This window comes from Pseudomonas sp. TUM25319, from assembly GCF_056388475.1.
In genome coordinates, this window is sequence record NZ_CM150751.1 from 3,558,076 (window position 1) to 3,578,396 (window position 20,321).

Annotated in this window: 19 protein-coding genes; 12 read left to right on the forward strand and 7 right to left on the reverse strand. The window is 65.4% G+C overall.

Going from position 1 to position 20,321, the window contains the following annotated elements; translation table 11 throughout:
- The first annotated feature begins 18 nt into the window (after nt 1-18).
- The gene (locus AC05QJ_RS16645; protein ID WP_476742418.1) at nt 19-465 is read left to right on the forward strand and encodes an SRPBCC family protein; all 447 of its coding nucleotides are present in this window, start codon (nt 19-21) and stop codon (nt 463-465) included.
- Between the two features lie 80 nt (nt 466-545).
- Entirely contained in the window at nt 546-1,754 is a 1,209-nt protein-coding gene (locus AC05QJ_RS16650; protein WP_476742419.1) for an MFS transporter, read from the forward strand.
- A gap of 1 nt (nt 1,755) precedes the next feature.
- Here the strand turns inward: AC05QJ_RS16650 and AC05QJ_RS16655 are convergent, their stop codons facing one another.
- The gene (locus AC05QJ_RS16655) at nt 1,756-2,226 is read right to left on the reverse strand and encodes an FAD/FMN-containing dehydrogenase (RefSeq protein ID WP_476742420.1); all 471 of its coding nucleotides are present in this window, start codon (nt 2,224-2,226) and stop codon (nt 1,756-1,758) included.
- Between the two features lie 90 nt (nt 2,227-2,316).
- Nucleotides 2,317-3,108 (reverse strand): AraC family transcriptional regulator, encoded by a 792-nt coding sequence (locus AC05QJ_RS16660; protein ID WP_476742421.1) that lies wholly within the window; start codon nt 3,106-3,108, stop codon nt 2,317-2,319.
- Between the two features lie 82 nt (nt 3,109-3,190).
- On the opposite strand from AC05QJ_RS16660, the gene AC05QJ_RS16665 reads away from it, so the two are divergent.
- The 3 genes from AC05QJ_RS16665 (at nt 3,191) to nahK (ending at nt 7,975) form a co-directional block, all read left to right on the forward strand.
- Nucleotides 3,191-4,153: a bile acid:sodium symporter family protein gene (locus tag AC05QJ_RS16665; protein WP_476742422.1), complete on the forward strand. Its 963-nt coding sequence runs from the start codon at nt 3,191-3,193 to the stop codon at nt 4,151-4,153.
- A gap of 104 nt (nt 4,154-4,257) precedes the next feature.
- Nucleotides 4,258-5,421, forward strand: coding sequence for a nitric oxide-sensing protein NosP (nosP, locus tag AC05QJ_RS16670; RefSeq protein WP_476742423.1), 1,164 nt, complete (start codon nt 4,258-4,260; stop codon nt 5,419-5,421).
- Nucleotides 5,351-7,975 (forward strand): hybrid sensor histidine kinase/response regulator NahK/ErcS', encoded by a 2,625-nt coding sequence (gene nahK / locus AC05QJ_RS16675; RefSeq protein ID WP_476742424.1) that lies wholly within the window; start codon nt 5,351-5,353, stop codon nt 7,973-7,975. Before nosP ends, nahK begins: the two co-directional genes overlap by 71 nt.
- Here the strand turns inward: nahK and AC05QJ_RS16680 are convergent.
- The 3 genes from AC05QJ_RS16680 to AC05QJ_RS16690 all read right to left on the reverse strand — a co-directional run bounded on the left by AC05QJ_RS16680 (nt 7,953) and on the right by AC05QJ_RS16690 (nt 11,615).
- Nucleotides 7,953-8,960 carry an aldo/keto reductase gene (locus AC05QJ_RS16680; protein WP_476742425.1) on the reverse strand — a complete coding sequence of 336 codons (1,008 nt, stop codon included), beginning with the start codon at nt 8,958-8,960 and terminating at the stop codon, nt 7,953-7,955. The genes nahK and AC05QJ_RS16680 overlap by 23 nt on opposite strands.
- A gap of 146 nt (nt 8,961-9,106) precedes the next feature.
- Nucleotides 9,107-10,054, reverse strand: coding sequence for an IS110 family transposase (locus tag AC05QJ_RS16685; protein ID WP_476742354.1), 948 nt, complete (start codon nt 10,052-10,054; stop codon nt 9,107-9,109).
- Nucleotides 10,055-10,286: 232 nt separating this feature from the next.
- Nucleotides 10,287-11,615, reverse strand: a complete 1,329-nt coding sequence (locus AC05QJ_RS16690; protein WP_476742426.1) for an MFS transporter — start codon at nt 11,613-11,615, stop codon at nt 10,287-10,289.
- A gap of 187 nt (nt 11,616-11,802) precedes the next feature.
- Here AC05QJ_RS16690 and AC05QJ_RS16695 point away from each other — a divergent pair, with 187 nt between their 5' ends.
- Entirely contained in the window at nt 11,803-12,897 is a 1,095-nt protein-coding gene (locus tag AC05QJ_RS16695) for a sugar diacid recognition domain-containing protein (protein WP_476742427.1), read from the forward strand.
- Nucleotides 12,898-13,137: 240 nt separating this feature from the next.
- On the forward strand, nt 13,138-14,274 hold the full coding sequence (locus AC05QJ_RS16700; protein WP_476742428.1) for a glycerate kinase: 1,137 nt from the start codon (nt 13,138-13,140) through the stop codon (nt 14,272-14,274).
- Between the two features lies 1 nt (nt 14,275).
- On the opposite strand, the gene AC05QJ_RS16705 is transcribed toward AC05QJ_RS16700, so the two are convergent.
- The gene (locus AC05QJ_RS16705) at nt 14,276-15,229 is read right to left on the reverse strand and encodes a site-specific integrase (RefSeq protein WP_476742429.1); all 954 of its coding nucleotides are present in this window, start codon (nt 15,227-15,229) and stop codon (nt 14,276-14,278) included.
- Complete coding sequence (locus AC05QJ_RS16710; protein ID WP_476742430.1) at nt 15,226-16,119, reverse strand: LysR family transcriptional regulator; 894 nt, start codon at nt 16,117-16,119, stop codon at nt 15,226-15,228. Before AC05QJ_RS16710 ends, AC05QJ_RS16705 begins: the two co-directional genes overlap by 4 nt.
- A gap of 311 nt (nt 16,120-16,430) precedes the next feature.
- On the opposite strand from AC05QJ_RS16710, the gene AC05QJ_RS16715 reads away from it, so the two are divergent.
- From AC05QJ_RS16715 to AC05QJ_RS16735, 5 genes are all read left to right on the forward strand, one after another.
- A complete protein-coding gene (locus AC05QJ_RS16715) occupies nt 16,431-17,216 on the forward strand; it encodes a fumarylacetoacetate hydrolase family protein (protein WP_476742431.1) in 786 nt (261 codons plus the stop codon).
- 15 nt (nt 17,217-17,231) lie between these two features.
- Nucleotides 17,232-18,020, forward strand: coding sequence for a 2-oxo-3-hexenedioate decarboxylase (gene dmpH, locus AC05QJ_RS16720; RefSeq protein WP_476742432.1), 789 nt, complete (start codon nt 17,232-17,234; stop codon nt 18,018-18,020).
- Nucleotides 18,021-18,040: 20 nt separating this feature from the next.
- On the forward strand, nt 18,041-18,232 hold the full coding sequence (locus AC05QJ_RS16725; RefSeq protein WP_476742433.1) for a tautomerase family protein: 192 nt from the start codon (nt 18,041-18,043) through the stop codon (nt 18,230-18,232).
- A 40-nt stretch (nt 18,233-18,272) separates the two neighbouring features.
- A complete protein-coding gene (locus AC05QJ_RS16730; protein WP_476742434.1) occupies nt 18,273-19,199 on the forward strand; it encodes an acetaldehyde dehydrogenase (acetylating) in 927 nt (308 codons plus the stop codon).
- A 186-nt stretch (nt 19,200-19,385) separates the two neighbouring features.
- A complete protein-coding gene (locus tag AC05QJ_RS16735; protein ID WP_476742435.1) occupies nt 19,386-20,309 on the forward strand; it encodes a catechol 2,3-dioxygenase in 924 nt (307 codons plus the stop codon).
- Nucleotides 20,310-20,321 lie beyond the last annotated feature (12 nt).

Genomic DNA, 20,321 nt, shown 5'->3' on the forward strand with positions numbered 1-20,321 from the left:
CCGAACAGGAGATCGACCATGAGTGGCAACACCGTCCGCCTGTACCGTGTGTTCAAGGCCCCCGTCGAGCGGGTCTACCGCGCCTTCGTCAACGCCGACGCCCTGGCCAAGTGGCTCCCGCCCCACGGTTTCACCTGCCATGTCGGTCACCTCGATGCCCAGGCAGGCGGCACTTACCGGATGTCGTTCGAAAACTTCTCCACGGGCCAGTCCCACGGCTTCGGCGGCGAGTACCAGCAGGTGCTGGCTAACGAACGCATTCGCTACACCGACCGTTTCGACGACCCCAACCTGCCCGGCGAGATCATCGCGACCATCACCTTCAAGTCGGTGTCCTGTGGCACTGAGGTGCATATCGTCCAGGAAGGCCTGCCTGAAGTGATTCCCCTTGAGGGCTGCTACCTGGGCTGGCAGGACTCGCTGAACCAGTTGGCGGCACTGGTTGAGCCGGAGATTCCGGGCTAGCAGGGCAGGCGTTCGCGCCGGTCGCGTTAACATCTTGTTACTGTTTTAATGGTGGTTCTGCTGCAAGGACTGCCGTGACCATGCCCAACCCCAACGATGCCGTAATGCCAGCGACGTCCCCCGTCGCTGAACCTGCCCCGCGCCGCCGTGCCTTGCTGGCGGCCTGCGGCGCTCATGCGGTGCACGACGGCCTTACCGATCTGATCTACGTGCTGCTGCCGATATGGCAGGTGCAGTTCGGCCTGAGCTACGCGCAGATCGGCGTATTGCGCGGTGCCTGGTCGGCGACCATGGCCGCTTTCCAGTTGCTGGCCAGCCGCGCTGCCCGGCGTTTCGGCCGCGAGCGACTGCTGATCGGTGGCACCGTGCTGATTGGCGTGGCGTATTTGCTGGCAGGGCAGGCGGGCGGTCTGATTGCGCTGCTGGCGGCGCTGGTGTTGGGAGGACTGGGCGCGAGTACCCAGCACCCGCTGGCGTCTTCGCTGGTCAGCGACACCCACGAGCCCGGTGCGCCGGTCAAGCAGGCGCTGTCGCAGTACAACTTTGCCGGCGATATCGGCAAGACCCTGATCCCGGCGTTGGTCGGGGTGTCGCTGACGGTAATGAGCTGGCGCTTGAGCGTGACCCTCGCGGGTGTGCTCGGTCTGCTGGCTGCCCTGGCGATGTACCTGCTGATCCCCCGTGGGGCGGCCGCCCATGCGGCGGCGTCCGGCAAGGCCTGGCAACATGAAGGTACGGGTTCGGTGGGCGGCCTGCGGGCGTTGCTGGCGACCGGTTTTCTCGACAGCGCGGTGCGCATGGGCTTTCTTACCTTCCTGCCGTTCCTGCTCACCGACAAGGGCGCCGGTACGGCCGGCATCGGCCTGGCGCTGACCCTGCTGTTCATCGGCGGCGCGTTCGGCAAGCTGCTGTGCGGTTACCTCGGCGCGCGCATCGGCCTGCTCAAGACCGTGTGGTTTACCGAGTCGCTGACGGCGGCGCTGGTGGTCGCGGCGGTGTTCCTGCCGTTGCAGCCATTGATGGTAATGCTGCCGTTGCTGGGGCTGGTGCTCAATGGCACCTCCTCGGTGCTGTACGGCGTGGTGCCCGAGCTGGCGGCGCCAGGGCGGCGTGAACAGGCGTTCGCCCTGTTCTACACCGGCACCATCGGTGGCGGGGCGCTGGCGCCCATCGTCTTCGGGCGGCTGGGGGACGCCAGCGGGGTGCCGTTTGCCCTGATGGTGCTGGCGGCGATCCTGCTGCTGACGTTGCCGCTGACCTGGTATGTCGATCGCGGCCTGCGTGCCTGAGTCAGCCTTGCGGCAGGGCGTCGATGGCCTTGCGCAGTGCGTCGGCGTCGCTGAAGGACTGCTTCTGCACCAGCTTGCCGTTGTCCAGTTGCAGCAACAGCACCTGGTTTTCGGCCACCGCATACTGCGGCACGACCTGGCCTTCGCGGTCCAGCACCACACGGTAGCTGTAGTCACGCATCGCCGGTACGGCGAACAGCTTGCTGATGAGCGCCGGCATACGCTGGATATCGGCGACGAACACGGCGTGGCGCGCTTCCAGATAGCCCTTGGGCTGCTCGGCCAGCGCGGCCTTGACCAGCTTGGCACCGTCCATATCGCCGGCGGCCAACAGCACCCGGGTGCTGGCTTCGAGGGTGAAGGCGGTGTCGTGCTGGTCGTTCAGGGTGAAGGGCGCGAGGGTGTCGCCGACTTCGGCGGCGTTGGTCATGAAGGGCAGCAGGCTCAGCAGTAGTACGCGGGCAGCTTTCACAGGTCGAATCCTTGAGCTGGTCAGTCGGAAATGTCGATCGGGGCGCAGCATAGCAAGCATCCGGCCAGGGCACCTGCGGCAAGCTGCCGCTCAAGGCCGGCGTTCGCGCCCCAGTTCCGCCGGCGTCAGCCCGAACAGCTTGCCGAACGCGGCACTGAACGCCGACAGCGATTCGTAGCCGCAGGCCAGGGCCACGTCGGTCACCCGTTCGCCGCGCTCCAGGGCGGGCAGGGCGCTGACCAGACGCATGCGCTGGCGCCAGGTGCGGAAGGTCATGCCGGTTTCCTTGAGAAACAGGCGGCTGAGGGTCTTTTCGCTGACGCCGGCTTTTTCACTGGCATCGCCCAGGCCGATGCTTGCGTGGGGGCGCGCCTGGGCCTTGCGGCACAAGGCCCGCAGGCGCGGATCACGGGGCTGCGGCAACACCAGGTCGAGTTCTTCGGCCAGGCGCAGACGGTCCACCAGCACCGCGGCCAGGCGGCCGTCGGCGCCTTCCAGGTCATAGTCGACCGGCAGTTCGCCAAAGGCACGGATCAGTTCGCGCAGCAGTGGATCGATCGCAATCACCCGGCACTGCTCGCCCGGCCACAACGCCAGCGCCGGGTCGAGGTAGAGGCTGCGAATGCAGGCGTCTGCGCTGCAGGTGACCCGGTGAGCCAGATGGGCCGGCACCCAGACCGCACGGTGGGGTGGCACAACCAGGCGGGCATGGTCGGTGTGCACCTGCAACACGCCGTGCAGTGCATGGGACAACTGGTTCCACGGATGTCGATGGCGGTAGTCCAGGGCAACATTGGGCAGGCTGGCGTGCTGGCCGTAGAGCGGCCGTGGCAGGGTGCTCAGGTGCTCGAGGCGGGTCGGGTTTTGTCCATTGGAAGACATTTGTGGTGTTCTGGCGTTAGTCGGAAATTGCCAGACACCTTATCGTCTGGCCCACCTTCACTACAACAAGCCGGAATGTGCGATGAAACACCTGAGGTTGCTGTTCGACAATTTCACCCTGGCCTTGCTCGCAGTGGTGGCCATCGCCACCTGGCTACCCGCGTCGGGCGCCACGGCGACGTTCTTCGAGGTGCTGACCCATCTGGCCATCGGCCTGCTGTTCTTCCTGCATGGCGCCAAGCTGTCCCGCGAGGCGGTGATCGCCGGGGCGGGGCACTGGCGCCTGCACCTGCTGGTGTTCGCCTGCACCTTCGTGATGTTTCCGCTGCTGGGGCTGCTGCTCAAACCACTGATCCTGCCGCTGGTGGGCGATGCCCTGTACCTTGGCGTGCTGTACCTGTGTGCGTTGCCGGCGACGGTGCAATCGGCCATTGCCTTCACCTCGCTGGCCCGGGGCAATGTGCCCGCGGCGATCTGCAGCGCAGCGGCGTCGAGCCTGCTGGGGATCGTCCTGACGCCGTTGCTGGTGATGCTGCTGATGGGTGTCGAAGGCGATACCGGTTCGAGCCTGGAGGCGGTGTACGCCATCGTCCTGCAACTGCTGGTGCCGTTCGTGGCAGGACAACTGGCCCGACGCTGGATCGGCGCCTGGGTGGCGCGCAACGCCGGCTGGCTGAAATCGGTGGACCAGGGCTCGATCCTGCTGGTGGTCTACACCGCGTTCAGCGGCGCGGTGGTCAGTGGGCTGTGGCAGTCGGTGCCGCTGAGTCATCTGCTGGGGCTGACGCTGGTCTGCTGCGGCTTGCTGGCGCTGGTGCTGTATTGCACCCAGACACTGGGGCGCTGGCTGGGCTTCACGGTCGAAGATCGCATCACCATCCTCTTTGCGGGCTCGAAGAAAAGCATGGCCACCGGCGTGCCCATGGCCCAGTTGCTGTTTGCCGGCGGGGCGGTGGGTGCGCTGATCCTGCCGTTGATGCTGTTCCACCAGATCCAGTTGATGGTGTGCGCGGTGCTGGCGCAGCGCTACGCCCAGCGGCCGTGATCTACAACCAAAGCCACCACGACCCACTACCCAAGTAGCATTCGGCCTCATCCCCGCCCTTCGTACACTGCCGGCATCCATTCCCCCTACGCTGGAGGCTGCTTATGCCGCAGTCCAACGCCGAAGGCGTCCTCAGTGCCGTATCCCGCGCCGTCATCGCCGAAGAGGCCGCCCAGGACCTCGCCCGGCAATTGATGCACCCGCACCTGGGCTTCGTGCTGTTTTTCTGTTCCGCCGAATACGACCTCCCGGCCCTGGCCCGGGCACTGCAGGAGAGTTTTGGCGGCATCCACCTGGCCGGTTGCACCAGCGCCGGCGAAATAACCCCGCAAGGCTACGGCCGGGGTTGCATCACCGCGCTGGGTTTCGATTACCGGCAGTTCTCGATTGCCGCCGAACTGATCGCGCCGATGCACGACTTCAGCCTGATCGATGCCCAGCGCTGCGTCGAACGGCTGGTCAACGAATGCCGCGGCAATACCCTGGCGCCGATCAAGGGCCACAGCTTTGCCCTGACCCTGCTCGACGGCCTGTCCAGTCGCGAGGAGATGCTGCTGGCCGCCCTCAATGCCGCCCTGGGCGACATTCCCCATTTCGGTGGCTCGGCCGGCGACGACAACTACCTGAACCACACCCACGTCTACTACGATGGTGCCTTCCACAGCAGCGCCGCCGTGGTGCTGCTGGTCAATACCTGGCTCGACTTCGAGGTCTTCACCACCCATCACATCCAGCCCCGCGCGGAAAAGCTGGTGGTGACCCGCGCCGACCCCACCTTGCGCCGGGTCTACGAGCTGAACGCCGAGCCCGCCGCCCTGGAATACGCGCATCTGATCGGCGTACCGGTGGACCAGCTCAGCCTGCTCACGTTCGCCGCCCACCCGCTGGCGGTGCGCATCAACGAGCGTTACTACGTGCGCGCCATCCAGCGCGTCCACGATGACCTGAGCCTGAGCTTCTACTGCGCCGTGGAAAACGGCATCGTCCTGACCGCCATGAGCCCGGGGCCGCTGGTGCCGAACCTCGACGCGCTGTTCGACGGGCTGTGCGAACGCCTCGGTTCATTGCTGCTGACCATCGGCTGCGACTGCTTCCTGCGACGCCTGGAGCTGGACGGCCAGCCGGAGTCGGAGCAGGTCGAAGCGATCCTGCGCCGGCATGCGGTGGTGGGTTTCAACTCCTATGGAGAACAGTTCAATGGCATGCACATCAACCAGACCTTCACCGGCGTTGCCATCGGACGGTCCCGTGCCCGGCGATTTGACTGAAGCGCGGCGCCTGATCGAGCAACTGCGCCATGAAAACCACAAGCTCGGCCGCATCAATGCGGCGCTGATCGAGCGACTGGAATCGGGGGCGGCGCGCCCGGACGACCCTTACGCGGCGTTCCAGCACTCGGTGACCCTGGCCGAGCAGGTGCGCGAGCGCACCGACGCCCTCAACCAGGCCATGGCCGAACTCAAGGCCAGCAACCACCTGCTCAGCGATGCCCGGTTGCGGGCGGAAACCGCCCACCAGTACCTGGTGGATGCCATCGAGAGCATTTCCGATGCCTTCGTGCTGTTCGACCCGGACCTGCGCATCGTGCTGTTCAACCAGCGTTTCAAGGCACTCTGGGCCAACAGCCGGATTCGCATCATCAGCGGCATGCACCTGTCGGAGGTGCGTCGCTTGATGCTGCGCACCGGCCTGTTCACCGAGGAACCACGCAATATCAACGACGAAAACCTGCTCTACCGCCTCAAGGACGGGCGCTGGCTGCAGGCCAGCGAACGCCCGACCCAGGGGGGCGGGCGGGTGGTGCTGTTGACCGACATCACCGAGGTCAAGCAGAGCGAGACCCAGCGACGCGAGCAAGCGGTGGCGCAGAAATCGCATCTGCTGCAGCGGGCGGTGGACAACCTGTCCCAGGGCGTGGCGATGGTCAACGCCGATGGCGTGCTGGAACTGTGGAACCGCCGTTTCCTCGAACTCAGCGGCCTGGCCCCGATCGCCGCCCACCGCCAGTTCGCCGACGTGATCGGCGACAGCGAGCTGTCGCTGCTGACCCCGGCGACCCGCGATGCCAATGGCCGGCCGGTGCGTGAACTGGAACAGCGCCTGTACGACGGGCGCATGCTGGAGGTGCGTACCCATCCGTTGCCCACCGGCGGCTTCGTCAACACCTTCACCGATATCACCGAGCGCTATCAGCATGCCGAAGCCCTGAGCGAGAGCGAACGCTGGATTCGCCTGATCACCGACCAGGTGCCGGCACTGATCGCCTACCTCAACGCCGACCTGGTCTACGAGTTCACCAACAAGGTCTACGAGCAATGGTACTGCTGGCCGCATTCGGCAATGCTCGGCCAGCGCCTGCGCGATGTGCACAGCGCCGAGCACTACAAGCGCCTGGAAACCTATATCGCCCAGGCACTGGCCGGGGAGAGCGTCACCTTCGAGTTCGCCGAAACCAACGCCCACGGCCAGGAACGCTACATGCTGCGCTCCTACGTGCCCAACCGGCTGCCCAGTGGCGAGGTGGTGGGCATCTTCGTGATGATCCGCGACATCACCGAGCGCCGGCGTACCGCCGAAGCGCTGCACCAGGCCTATCAGCACCTGGAAGTGCGGGTGCGCGAACGCACCACCGAACTGACCCAGCTCAACCACCAGTTGCTGCGGGAAATCGAAGAACGTCGCCGCGCCGAGCAGAAGGCCGAGCAGGCCAACCTGTCGAAAACCAAATTCCTCGCTGCGGTCAGCCACGACCTGCTGCAACCGCTCAACGCCGCCCGCTTGTTCACCAGTGCGCTGCAGGAGCAGAGCAGCAGCCCGGCGCTGGTGCGCAACGTCAGCAACGCCCTGGATGACGTGGAATCGCTGCTGGGCACGCTAGTGGACATTTCCAAGCTGGATGCCGGAGTGATCAAGGCCGATGTCGCCACCTTCGCCGTCAGCGACCTGCTCGACAACCTGGCCGCCGAATATGCCGCCACCGCCGTCAGCGAGGGCTTGCGCCTGCACTACGTGCCCACCCGGCTGCGGGTGCGCAGCGATATCCAGTTGCTGGCAAGGATCCTGCGCAATCTGCTGAGCAATGCCATCCGCTACACGCCCCAGGGGCGCTTGCTGCTGGGCTGTCGGCGACGTGGACGGCGCCTGTCCATCGAGGTCTGGGACACCGGTATCGGCATCCCGGCCGACAAGCGTGAAGAAATCTTCCAGGAGTTCAAGCGGGGCGACTCCCAGCGCCCTGATCAGGACCGTGGACTGGGCCTGGGTTTGGCGATCGTGGAAAAGATCGCCGGTATGCTCGGCCATCGCATTCAGGTGCGTTCGACACCCGGCAAGGGCTCGGTGTTTTCCATAGAAGTGCCGCTGAGCCGGCAGGCGCCAAGGGCCAGGGCGCCGCAGCCGCTGGTGCTGCCGTTGCTGGAGCGTCTGGAAGGGGCGCGGATCTGGGTCCTGGACAATGACGCGGCGATTTGCGCGGGCATGCGTACGCTACTGGAGCAATGGGGTTGCCAGGTGGTGACCGCGGTGAACGAGGAGGATCTGGCCGGGCAACTGCCCGCCGACCGCAGCGACGCCGGCCTGCTGATCGTCGACTACCACCTGGACAACGACCGCAATGGCCTCGAAGCGGTGGCGGCGATCAATGCGCAGCGGGTATCGCCCCTGCCGGCGCTGATGATCACCGCCAATTACAGCAACGAACTCAAGCAACAGGTGCGCGAGCTGGGCCACACCCTGATGCACAAGCCCGTGCGGCCGATGAAGCTCAAGGCTGCCATCAGCCACTTGCTCAAGAGCGAGGTCAGCGCGGCAGACGTCCACTGACGAAGTGGGCGACATCGTTGAAACCATGGGTCGACGCGTGGCCGGGGGTGACCAGCGAATCGATGAAGGCCTCGTCCTCGGCGGTGATCCTGACGTCCAGGGCGCCGCCGTAGGTGTCCCACTGGGCTTCGGTACGCGGCCCGACGATGGCCGAGCTGATCAACTGATTGTTGAGTACCCAGGCGATGGCGAACTCCACGGTGCCGATGCCTTTTTCGGCGCAGTAGGCCTGGATGCGCTGGGCGATGCCCAGCGACTCCTGGCGCCACTCCACCTCGAGGATGCGCTTGTCCTGGCGCGCCGCGCGGCTGCCGGCCTCGGGCTCGGCGTTGGGGGCGTACTTGCCGCTGAGCACGCCGCGGGCCAGGGGGCTGAAGGGCACGATACCCAGGCCGTGGAAGCTGGCGGCGCCGAACTGCTCGGTCTCGGCCTGACGGTTGACAATGTTGTACAGCGGCTGGCTGACCACGGGCTTGGGCACGCCAAGGCGGTCGGCCAGGTTGCAGATCTCGGCGATGCGCCAGCCACGGAAGTTGGACACGCCCCAGTGGCGGATCTTGCCCTGGCGCAGCAGATCGCCGATGGCGGCGACGGTGACGTCCAGCGGGGTGGTGTGGTCTTCGCGGTGCAGGTAATAGATATCGATGTAGTCGGTGCCGAGCCGGGTCAGGCTGGCCTCCACGGCATTGAACAGGTGCTTGCGGCCCAGGCCGCTGCGGTTCGGCACACCGTCGCCAGGGCCGTAGCCGACCTTGGTGGCGAGTACCCAGTCATGGCGGTTGCGGGCGATGCCTTCGCCGACGATCTCTTCCGAGCGTCCGGCGTTGTAGACATCTGCCGTGTCGATGAAGTTGATGCCCTGGTCCCAGGCCTTGTCGATGATGCGCAGCGCCTCCTCGGTACCGGTCTGCTCGCCGAACATCATGCTGCCCAGGGTCAGAGGGGAGACTTGCAGGCCACTGCGGCCCAGAGATCGGTAGATCATGATTCGAAAGCCCCTTCGCGATAGGTGAATGGACTTTTGTACGGGGGAAACGCATCGCTGGCAAGCGGAGCGCCGTGCGGCCAGCTCACACAGGGTCATGGTCCATGCACAGCCTGTGGGAGATTCTATGGTTTTCGGGAAGCCCATTAGCTGACTTTTGGTCGGTATTCGCCCTGTCCTTTCAACAGGGCGAATACCACGCGAGCAAGCTTGCGAGCGAGCATCACCAAGGCTTGGGTAGTGCGGAATCCTTTGCTTATGTATCCCTCATAAACCTCTTTCCAAGCAGCAGTGCGACGGGCCGACATTGCAGCGTTGTGCAACAGGCGACGAGCTTCAGGATCACCGCGCTTGGACAAACTGCGACGTCCATCTTTCTGGCCCGACTTGGAGACCCGGAGGTCCAGTCCCAGAAATGCGATAAAGGCATCCGAGTTTCGAAAGTCTCCTCGCTGAAAGGCGGTGAGCAAACGAGCGCCAGTCAACAAACCGATACCTTCAACTTTCATGCAACGCTCCAATTGCTCCGCCAATCCGGCCTCTTTCAACTGGTTATTGATGGTTTTTTCAATGAGCGCTTCTAATCGCGCCATGGCTTTAAGCTGGCCCCCTATTGCCCTCTTGAGCAGGGGTTCATTGGCCCAGCTCTGTTTGAGGCTGACGCGCGCCTGGACCACTGCAGCACGACGGCGGAAAAGGCTGATAATGCGACGATAGAGCGTGCAGGGCGGGCTCCACGGACGTAGCTCCTGGCCCTCGTTCTTGAGATACCGAGCAAGCAGCCGGGCATCCAGCGCGTCGGTCTTGGCGCGGATATTCACGCCTTTGCGGTAGTGGCTCAGTTCATAGCCACCCACCATGTAAATCGTGCAGCCGAACTCATGAGCGAGATCAGCGAACATCAAGTGATAGATATTGGTCGCTTCGATGGCGACAGCTACTTTTCCCGGCAACGCTTTGAGCCAATTCTTGATGGATGTCTTGTTATTGGGAATGGTCTCCAGCTCATCGGACTCGGCGTGGTAAATCACCAACTCATCTTTGGCGACGTCCACACCCACAATCGGCTGTAAAACAGTAACTGGCATTGCCATTGGGCTTTCTTCCCGGATATGGTTTGAGGGCTTGAAGGGCCACCCAGAGGCGCAGGCTTGTATCTTTCGTCGGTTGTGAGCCAGAAGGATTCTTTATCGGCGCTTGGGTGAAAGGAGGAGGGGCGAGATCTCCCACGGTCTGTACTGCGCGAACAGTCAGAAGCTGGCTTTGTCCCTTCTCCTCCCTTCAAGTCCTACCATACAAGCCGGCCTTGCCGGCGATGAGGCCCTGTCAGGCCCCGACTACATGGCGGGCTCCGCGCTGCCGGGAAACCTGCAACGCCACCAGGCTACCCAACACGATCAACCCCGCCAGCGAGTACAGCGCCGCGTCGGTGGAGCCGGTCTGGTCCTTGATGAAGCCCACCAGGTACGGGCTGAGGAAACCGGCCATCTGCTCGACCGAGTTGATGATCGCCAGACCCGCCACGGCGGTGCCGGCGGTGAGCAGGGCGGTGGGCATCGGCCAGAACATCGGCAGGCCGGTGAGGGCGCCCATGGTGGCGATGCTCAGGCCGAGGATGGCGATTACCGGGCTGTGGGCGAAGTTGACTGCGATCAGCAGGCCAACGGCACCCATCAGCATCGGCACGACCAAATGCCAGCGGCGCTCGTTGCGCAGGTCGGCCGAACGGCCCACCAGCAGCATGAACACCCCGGCCAGCAGGTACGGAATGGCGCTCAGCCAGCCAATCAGCAGGGCATCGCTGAAGCCCAGGTTCTTGATGATCGACGGCAGCCAGAAATTGATGGCGTACACGCCGCTCTGGATGCAGAAGTAGACGAAGCCGAAGGTCCAGATCAGCGGGTTGGTCAGCACCGACATCAGGCTGTCGCTGACGGCCTTCGGCTTGCCTGCCGCGTCGGCAGCGAGGTCATCGGCCACCGCCTTGTGTTCGGCGGCGCTCAGCCAGCCGGCCTTGGCGAAGCCGTCACTGAGCAGAAACACCGCCATGCAGCCCAGCACCACGGTGGGCAGGCCCTGGATCAGGAACATCCACTGCCAGCCGGCGAGGCCGCCCTGGCCTGTGGCGAAGTGGTTGAGGATCCAGCCGGAGAACGGCCCGCCGAGCAGGCCGGAAACCGGGATCGCCGACATGAACAGGGCCATGATGCGCCCGCGACGCTGGGCCGGGAACCACTGCGAGAGGTACAGGACGATGCCGGGGAAGAAGCCGGCCTCGGCGGCACCGGTAAACAGCCGCAGCACGTAGAACTGGGTCGGCGTGGTGACGAACAGCAGGCAGGTCGACAGCGTGCCCCAGGTAATCATCATCAGGGCGATCCAGCGCCGTGGACCGAAGCGGTTCAGCGCCAGGTTGCTGGGCAGGCCGCAGAGCACGTAGCCGATGAAGAAGATCCCGGCGCCGAGGCCGTAGATGGTTTCGCTGAAGTTCAGCGCATCGAGCATCTGCAACTTGGCGAAGCCGACGTTGACCCGGTCCAGGTAGTTGAACAGGTAGCAGATGAAGATGAAGGGAATCAGCCGCAGGGTGATGCGCCGGTACAGCGCGTCGCGGTTGACGTCGTGGCCTTGGTCAAGGGCAGGGCTGGATGACATGGTTCTCTCTCTGTTGTTATGGTTGTGCGGCGTTTCCGCGTCGAGGCGGGCGCTGCCGATGAGTCTCGACCAGCCGCAAAGCCCTGTCTTTGTGCTTTTGCACAGCATTTGCGGTATGTCACTGTGCCATGGACCAAGACCCTGCCCGGCGCCGCAGACCCAACCGTAGACCCTCAAGGAATTCCGCATGTTCGAACTCGACCATGACCTGGCGCAGGATATCGTCGATCGGGCGATGGCCATCCTGCCGTACAACGTCAACGTCATGGACAGCCAGGGCCTGATTCTTGGCAGCGGCGAATCCCCGCGCATCAACACCCGTCACGAAGGCGCGCAACTGGTACTGGCCAACGAGCGCATCGTCGAAATCGACAGCGAAGCCGCGAAATGCCTCAAGGGCGTTCAGCCCGGCGTCAACCTGCCGCTGATGCTTGATGGCCGGCTGATCGGCGTGCTCGGCATCACCGGTGAGCCGCAGCAACTGCGGACCTATGCCGAACTGGTGCGGATGACCGCCGAAATGCTCCTGGCCCAGCGTCACCTGCAAGTGGAACAGCAATGGCGGCGGCAGCGCTGCGACGACCTGCTGGCCCTGCTGCTGGGCGGCACCGGCGATGCCCCGCGCCTGGTGGACGAGGCCCGGCAACTGGGGCTCAAGCCGCAACTGGCGCGGATTCCCTGCCTGTTCGAACTGGGCGAGGGGGCTGGAGCGGAGGCCTTGTCGGTGTGGCTGATGCAGCGTTATCCGGACAGCTGGTGCGTCAGCCCGGCCCGGCAGTCGCTGTTGTGGTGCCGTCCGGCGAGCCTGGTGCTGGACGAACAGCGCCTGCTGGACAAACTCCACGGCCAGGGTTGGCAGGTTCAGCGGGTGGCGGTGGGTGGCACAGCCGATGGTGTTGAAAAACTGCGCCGGGGCTATCGCCGCGTGCGCGACCTGCTGGCCTACGGTCGCGAGGTACTGCCCGGCGAGCGCCTGCTGACCCTGGCCCGTTATCGTCTGCCGGCTTTGCTGTGGCGGCATCGCCAGGACGATGCGCTGGACGAACTGCTGGAGCCCCTGCAACGGATTCGGGCCAAGGATGTCAGCGGCCAGTTGCTCTCCACCCTGCGCGCCTGGTGCGCTCACGACGGCCAGAGCCAGACCTGTGCCGAGGCCTTGGGCATCCACCGCAACAGCCTGCGTTACCGGCTGGAGCGGATCGGCGAGTTGAGCGGCGTGGATCCGCTGCGACTGGAGGGCATGCTCAGCCTCTACCTCGGCTTGCAGCTCTTGCCGGCATGATCAGCTGCAAGCTGCAAGCTGCAAGCTGCAAGCCGCAAGCCGCAAGCCGCAAGCCGCAAGCCGCAAGCCGCAAGCTCCAAGCCACACCGCGCACTGCTTCTACTTGTAGCTTGCAGCTTGTAGCTTGCAGCTCCATTTTGTCCAAGTGAACAAACAACCCGCCACCGAACTTGTGCACTCGACCGAGGCCCGCCCTGGCCGCAACTGGCAGCATGCAGGCATCTGGAACAGGAGCCCCCCATGAAAATCGTCATCGCCCCCGACTCGTTCAAGGACAGCCTCAGCGCCGAAGGGGTCGCTGCCGCCATCGCCAGCGGCATCGCCGCTGTGCTGCCGGGCGCTGAACTGGTCTGCTGCCCCATGGCCGACGGTGGCGAAGGCACCATGGAGGCGATCGTCGCCGCCTGCCACGGCGAACAGCGCAGCCTGAGCGTGCGCGGCCCGCTGGGCGAAGCGGTCACCGCCCAGTGGGGCTGGCTCGGCGACAGCCGCACCGCAATCATCGAAATGGCCCAGGCCAGCGGCCTGCAACTGCTCACCCTGGAGCAGCGCGACGCCTGCCGCACCAGTACCTTCGGCACCGGCCAGTTGATCGGTGCGGCGCTGGATGCCGGGGCCCAGCGGATCATCCTCGCCATCGGCGGCAGCGCCACCAACGACGCCGGCAGCGGCATGCTCCGGGCGCTCGGCCTGCGCACCTTCGATGCCCAGGGCGCGGCAGTGGAAGAGGGCGGCCTGGCCTTGTCACAGGTTGCCCGTATCGACGCCAGTGGCCTCGACCCACGCCTGAGCGGCGTTCGCCTGGAAGTGGCAGCCGACGTCGACAACCCGCTGTGTGGCAGTAACGGTGCCTCGGCAATCTTCGGCCCGCAGAAGGGCGCGAGCCCCGAGCAAGTGGAGCTGCTCGACCACGCCCTGGGTCACTTTGCCGACCACTGCGCGCAGGTACTGGGTCGCGACGTGCGTGATTTCCCCGGCTGCGGCGCTGCGGGCGGCATGGGCTTCGCTGCCAGGGCGTTCCTCGATGCGCAGTTCCGCCCGGGGATCGAGGTGGTGGCCGAGCTGGCCGGGCTGGAAGCCGCCGTGCAAGGCGCCGATCTGGTGATTACGGGTGAAGGCCGCTTCGACGCCCAGACCCTGCGCGGCAAGACGCCTTTCGGTGTGGCCCGTGTCGCCAGGCGCCATGGTGTGCCGGTGGTGGTGATCGCTGGCACCCTGGGCGAGGGCTATCAGGCCTTGTACGCCCACGGCATTGCTGCCGCCTTCGCCGCCACCAGCGGCCCGATGACCCTGCAACAGGCCTGCGCCAACGCCGCGACGCTGCTGGCGGAGCGCGCCGGCGATGTCATCCGCCTGTGGAACAGCAGTCGCCGCTGATTCACTCGGCAGGCGGTAGCGCCACGATCAGCGGCGCGGTCAGTTCCAGTTCACCGAAGGAGGCGCTGGCGTCCACGTAACGCAGCGCCGATTTCACATCCCGCCAGCCCACATGGCTCATCAGTGCCTTGGTGTCCCAGCCGTTGCTGCTGGCCCAGGTGGCGAAGCCGCGGCGCAGCGAGTGGGCGCTGTAGGCTTCGGCTGGCAGCCCGGCCCCGGCGAAGATCCGTCGCAGCAGGGCGATCAGGCTGCCGCTGTTCAACGCCTCCTCACCCAGGTTGCCCCAGCGGTCCAGCTTGCGGAACACCGGGCCATGGGCGATGCCCGCCACCTTGATCCACTCCAGATACGCCTGTACCGGGCACAGGCTCTTCAACGCCGGCATGCGATGGGTGACCCCGCGTCCCTGGCGGTCGCCCTTGCTCTGTGCCAGGTACAACTGCATGCCGCCGCCGGCCTGGGCCTGGATATGCTCGACCCGCAGCCGCGCCAGTTCGTCGCCGCGAAAACCGCGCCAGAAGCCAATCAGCAGCAGTGCGGCATCGCGCCGGGCACGCAGCAGGTCGGGCAACGCCTGTGCGAGCCGGGCCTGTTCGGCGCGCTGTTCGAGGTGGCCGATGGTGCGTTGCAGGTGCTCCAGTGTCAGCGGCGCGGCCTGGCGTTCCTGGGCCGGGTGCAGGGCGCGGATGCCCTTGAGCATCTGCCGCACCATGGGCGCCTTGGTCGGGTCGGGAAAGCCCTGGCTGACGTGCCACTGCCCCAGCGCGGCAAGGCGCTGGCGCAGGGTATTGATGGAGTGCTCGCCGGCAAAATCCGCCAGGTAGCGGGCGATGCTGTCGGCGGTGGCCGGCAGGAAGCCGCCCCAGGTCACCTCGAAGTGCTCGATGGCCGAGCGGTAGCTGCGGCGGGTGTTGTCGCGGACGGCGGCCTGGAGGTACTGGTCGATCTTGTTCATGGCTGGTTCTCGCGAAAGGCCCGCAGGATCTGCAAAAAGCCCTGGAGTACCGGCGACTGGTCGCCACGCCGGTACAGGCACACCAACTCGATCTGCGACGGCCGGCGGCAGGCCAGTTGACGATAGATCACCCCCGGCAGCCGCAGGTTGGTCGCTGCCCGCGGCACGATGCTCAGGCCCATGCCGCCGCCCACCAGGGCGATGGCGGTGGTGACGTCGGTGACTTCATGGGCGATGCGCGGCTGGGCGCCGTATTCGCCGAACATCTCGCGGATCTGCAGCGCCAGGCTGCTGCGCACGCCACGGGGGTAGAGAATCATCGGCTGGTCGAGGATCTGCTCCAGGTCGATGCAGTCAACGCCTGCCAGCGGATGGCCTTCGCCCAGGGCCAGCATCAGCGGCTCCTGGCGCACTTCCTCCTGCTCCAGGTCCGGCTCCAGCGGCACCAGGCGGTTGAAACCGATGGTCAGGCGGCGCTCGCGCAAGGCCTGGATCTGCGCGTCCTTGTCCATCGGGTGCAGCGATACGTGGACGTTGGGGTAGGCGCTGGTGAAGCGCTTGAGCACCTGCGGGATCAGGTCGAGGATCGACGAGCCGAAGATGCCGATGGCCAGGGTGCCGCGCTGGCCGGACGACAGCAGCCGCGATTCCTCGGCAGCGAACTGCAATTCGCCGAGGATGCGCTGGGCATGGTGATAGAAGGCTTCGCCGGCCTCGGTCAGCGCTACGCGCTTGGAGGTGCGTTCCAGCAGGACCGCATTGAGGTCGTCTTCCAGTTGCTGGATCTGCCGGCTGAGCGCCGACTGGGAAATGTGTACCCGCTCCGCCGCGCGGTTGAAGTTCAGCGCCTCGGCGACGGCGATGAAGTAACGCAATTGCCTGATTTCCATGTGCCGCCCGATCCCCGTGATATTCAACGATGCGCCAGATGCATTGATCGGTGACTATACAGTATTGGACTGCATTGTTGCGCCGCCTTACTTTGGATCCCAGCACCGCCGCTCTAGGGTCTGTATGAAAAGCCTTGAGACGAAGGTCAGGCAAGGCGAAAACAGCCGAGGAACGGCCGGGGTCGCGCTCGACGTTGACTGGTTGTCAATGAGCATTCCGAGGCTGTTTTCAACGTAGCATCACCGAGTATCAAGGCTTTTCGTACAGGCCCTAGTGGCGGGCCACTCAACGGCATCCATGGCAGGTAACCATGCAGTCAACACAATTCGAAGCGCTGAGTGAGCAGTTGTACCGCGCACTCAAGGACAACCGCCCGATCGAGCCGCTTACCGCGCACTACCCGCAACTGACCCTGGAACAGGCCTACGCCCTGCAACTGCGGGTGCTGGCCCGGCGCCAGGAAGACGACGGCGAGACCATCATCGGCAAGAAGATCGGCGTCACCAGCGACGCGGTGATGAAGCAACTCAAGGTGGACCAGCCGGACTTCGGCCACCTCACCAGCGCCATGCTTCGCGAAGACGGCGCCGCCATCGCTGCCACCAGCCTGATCGCGCCCAAGGCCGAGGGCGAGATCGCCTTCCTGCTCAAGCGCGACCTGTCCGGCCCCGGCGTGACCCTGGCTGATGTGCTGCGGGCCACCGAATGCGTGATGCCGTGCTTCGAGATCGTCGATTCGCGGATCCGCGACTGGAAGATCACTATCCAGGACACCATCGCCGACAACGCGTCGTCCGGGCTGTTCGTGCTCGGCGACGCGGCGGTATCGCCCCACGCCATCGACCTGTGCCTCACCGGCATGACCCTCGAACTCAACGGCGAGATCGCCCACACCGGCGCCGGCGCCGCAGCCCTGGGCCATCCGGCCAACGCCGTGGCCTGGCTGGCCAACACCCTGGGCCGCTTCGACAGGGGCCTCAAGGCCGGCGAAGTGATCCTCTCGGGGGCGCTGTCCGCCATGGTGCCGGTCAAGGCCGGCGACAACCTGCGCATGAGCCTGGGCGGTATCGGCTCGGCCAGCGTGCGTTTCATCTGAGTTAGGGAGCCTCACATGCCACTGAATACCCAGACCATCGAACACCTGGCCCGCCACCTGGAAAACGCCGAGCGCTCGGTGACCGCGGTGCACAAGATCACCGACGACTATCCGGACATGGACTGGCAGGACGCCTACGCCATCCAGGACGCCATCCGCGCGATCAAGGAGCAGCGTGGCGTGCGCATCGCCGGCCTGAAAATGGGCCTGACCTCCCATGCCAAGATGCGCCAGATGGGCGTGGTCGATCCTATCCACGGGTTTATCACCGACTACGGCTCGGTGCCTGATGGCGGCAGCATCGAGACCGCCGGGCTGATCCATCCCAAGGTCGAGGCGGAAATCGCCTTTGTAACCTCCAGACCGCTGTCCGGGCCGGGCTGCCATGTCGGCGCCGTACTAGCGGCCACCGCCTTCGTCCTGCCGGCAGTGGAGGTGATCGACTCGCGCTACGAAAATTTCCGCTTCGACCTGAAAAGCGTGATCGCCGACAACACCTCCTCGGCGCGCTATGTGCTCGGCGGCCAGCCGCTGCCGGTGCAGGGCCTCGACCTGCGCAACCTTGGCGTGGTCATGGAGCGCAACGGTCGCATCGTCGCCACCGCCTCGGCCGCCGCGGTACTCGGCCATCCGGCACAGAGCGTGGCGATGCTGGCCAACCTGCTCGGCGAGCGCGGTCGGGACATTCCCGCCGGCACCCTGATCCTCACCGGTGGCGTCACCGAAGCGGTGGCGGTGGAAGCCGGCGACAACATCAACGTGCGCTTCCAGCATCTGGGCAGCGTATCCATGCGTTTTGTCTGAAGTTCGCGGAGAACAGTCACATGCCCATCATGCAGGTCCACCTCATTGCCGGTCGCAGCGAGGAACAGAAGGCGCGCCTGATCCAGGCGCTGTCGGCGGCAGCGGTCGAGGCGCTGGACGCGCCGCTGGAGTCGGTGCGGGTCATCATCAACGAGATTCCCGCCAGCGACTTCGGTATCGCCGGCCAGACCGCCAAGCAACGCGGACGCTGAACGTCCGGGTTCCTGAACAATGACAACGACAGGGAATCCCATGAACGCAACCTCCACACGCAGCAAAGTGGCGATCATCGGCTCGGGCAATATCGGCACCGACCTGATGATCAAGGTGCTGCGCCACGGCCAGCACCTCGAAATGGCCGCGATGGTCGGCATCGATCCGGCCTCCGATGGCCTGGCCCGGGCCCGCCGCCTGGGCGTGGCGACCACCGACGGCGGCCTTGACGGCCTGCTGCAACTGCCGGGCTTCGACGACATCGCCATCGTCTTCGACGCCACCTCGGCCCAGGCCCATGCCCGCCACAACGAAGCGCTGCAGGCCCGCGGGGTACGGGTCATCGACCTGACCCCGGCGGCCATCGGCCCCTATGTGATTCCGGCGATCAACCTCGACGACCAGCTCGATGCCGGAAACCTCAACATGGTCACCTGCGGCGGCCAGGCGACCATTCCCATGGTCAGGGCGGTGTCGCAGGTGACGCCGGTGCACTACGCCGAGATCGTCGCCTCCATCGCCAGCCGCTCCGCCGGCCCCGGTACCCGCGCCAATATCGACGAGTTCACCGAAACCACCAGCCGCGCCATCGAGCAACTGGGCGGGGCCGAGCGGGGCAAGGCGATCATCGTCCTCAACCCGGCCGAGCCACCGCCGATCATGCGCGACAGCGTGTTCGTGCTGTGCGAGCCGGCGGACCGCGACGCGATCGAGGCCAGCGTCCAGGCCATGGTCGAGCGGGTGCAGGCCTATGTACCGGGCTACCGGCTCAAGCAGGCGGTGCAGTTCGAAGACCTGGAGGCCCCGGTGAATGTGCCGGGGCTGGGCTGGCGGCAGGGGCTCAAGGTCTCGGTGTTCCTCGAAGTGGAAGGCGCTGCGCATTACCTGCCGGCCTATGCCGGGAACCTCGACATCATGACCTCGGCGGCGTTGGCCTGTGCCGAGCGGATTGCCGCCGGCCGCTGATCCGGGATTCCGGTAGGAGCGGCTTTAGCCGCGATTGGCCGCGCAGCGGCCACGCAACCTGTATTCCCGGTATACCGGACAAATCGCGGATTCAGGTTTTACGACGGCTGCGCCGCCGATCGCGGCTAAAGCCGCTCCCACAATGATTGCAAGTGATCCGCACCCATAACAACAACAGGTGAAGCAATGAGAAAAGGCATCCTCCGCCCCGGTCACGTCCAGATCCGCGTCATGGACATGGCCCAGGCACTCAAGCACTACGTCGAGCTGCTGGGCCTGATCGTCACCCACCAGGACGCCCAGGGCCGCGTCTACCTCAAGGGCTGGACCGAAACCGACCGCTTCTCCGTGGTCCTGGTCCAGGCCGCCGCGCCGGGCATGGACTTCATGGGCTTCAAGGTCCGCGACGAGCAGGTCCTGCTGTCCCTCACCGAAGACCTCAAAGCCTACGGCTGCCAGGTCGAGCAGATTCCCGCCGGCGAACTGGATTTCTGCGGTCGCCGGGTGCGTTTCCTGTGCCCCACCGGGCACTGGATCGAGCTCTACGCCGACAAGGAATACACCGGCAAATGGGGCCTGCGGGAGATCAACCCGGAAGCCTGGCCCCGTGGCCTGCGCGGCATGCGCGTGACTGCCTTCGATCACTGCCAGTTGCACGGCGGCAACCTGCGGGAAAACCGCGAGCTGTTCTGCGAGGTGCTGGGCTTCCACGTCACCGAGCAGGTGGTGGGCGCCGATGGCGAGAGCGTGGCCGACTGGATGTCGCTGTCGATCAAGGCCCACGACATCGCCTTCGTCGGCGACGGCAACACCGGTGCCTTCCACCATGCTGCGTTCCTGCTGGAAAGCTGGGAAGGCCTGCTGCGCGCCGGCGACCTGCTGTCGATGACCGACACCTCTCTGGACGTCGGCCCGACCCGCCACGGCATCACCCATGGTCAGTCGATGTACTTCTTCGACCCCTCCGGCAACCGCAACGAGGTGTTCGCCGGTGGCGACGTGCACTACCCGGACCAGAAGCCGGTGATCTGGCGCGAGCAGGACCTGGGCAAGGCGATCTTCTACCACAGCCGCATGCTCAACGAACGCTTCCTCACGGTAATGACCTGAACCGGGAGCCAC